The 1,190-nt window shown below is 73.8% G+C and carries 2 protein-coding genes; both read right to left on the reverse strand.

Features of this window, described 5'->3' with window-relative positions:
* Positions 1–796: hypothetical protein (locus NON22_RS24550; RefSeq protein WP_257389605.1), on the reverse strand; the 796-nt coding region annotated here is incomplete at its 3' end.
* A 119-nt stretch (positions 797–915) separates the two neighbouring features.
* Positions 916–1,190, reverse strand: a 275-nt coding sequence (locus NON22_RS24555) for a hypothetical protein (RefSeq protein ID WP_257389606.1), incomplete at its 5' end; no start/stop codon positions are given.

The following is a 1,190-nucleotide window of genomic DNA, read 5'->3' on the forward strand; positions in this document are numbered from 1 at the left end:
GCGGCGGCGCCGGCGCGATCCGCGCGAGCAGGTCGGCGATGCCGCAGGCCGGCAGCGCGGCGAAGACGCGGGCCAGCGGCCTTAGATCGCGCAGCAGCAGGAATACGACGCGCGGCGATTCCAGCAGCACCTCGGCGCCGAATCCCCGCGACAACGCCTGCAGCGCGCCGCCGCGCGGCGCCCACCAGAGCGCACTGTTCGCGCCGCTCTCGCGGGCCAGGTCGAGCAGAGGCTTGAGCAACTGCTTCAGCGGCGCGAAGCCGCGGCGGTAGCGCGGCGCGAGGCCGATGCCGTTGATCGCGAGCAGCGGCGCGTTGCCGACGACGATGGCCGCGCGCCGCTCGAGCTCCAGCCAGTCGTCGCTGGTCAGGTGGCCCAGCGGCGGCACCTGCTGGTAGAGCTGCAGCGCCTCGCCGAGCAAGGTGCTGCGCGCCCAGGCGTAGCCGGCCGGACTGCCGTCGGGCCCGCCGAGCAGGGCCATCACGCAGTGGCCGTGCAGCTCACGCGCGAGACGGCGCGCGAACGCCGCCGGCGAGTCGGCGCCCGGCAGCACCGACTCGCGCAGCAGTTGCTGGTGCAGCGCGCAGAAATCCTCGGTGTAACCGAGCTGATCCAGCGCATGGAAACTGTCGTAGAGCGCGACGCCGTGGCTGGACTCGTGGCTGCGCACCTTGCGCAGGCGCCAGGCCTGCCAGCGCCAGAACCAGCGCACCCGCCAGGCGGGAAACGGTTTCGCCGTGCCGCCGGCGACGGCAGGGGCCTCGACGCGCGTGAGATCGACCGGACTGGCTGCCATGACTGATCTCCCCTGAAGAGACGTCATCAACGAGCGGGATCTGGGGAATCGACTATCTGCCTGCGCCGGCACCGCCGCAAGTAAAAAAACATGGCGTCGGCAGCCGCCGGAGGCCTGGTTCAGCGCGGCAGCGCGTCGCGCAGCTGCGCCAGCAGGCGCCGCTCGGACGAGACGGCGGCGAAGTTCTGCTCCACCGGCGCCGCATTCGCCGCGAGCACGGTCCTCGCCTCGTCGTCCTGGCCGGCGCCGTGCAGCGCCGCGGCCAGCTCCAGCGCCGCGCCCGCGGCCAGCGGATGGGCGGCACCGTAATGATCGGCGAGCAGCGCCTGCGCCCGGCGCAGCGCGGCAATGGCCGCCGCATCGTCGTGCCGCGCCGCCGCGAGCGCGGCGCGCG

The organism is Tahibacter caeni (assembly GCF_024609805.1).
In the GTDB taxonomy this organism is placed as follows: Bacteria; Pseudomonadota; Gammaproteobacteria; order Xanthomonadales; family Rhodanobacteraceae; genus Tahibacter; species Tahibacter caeni.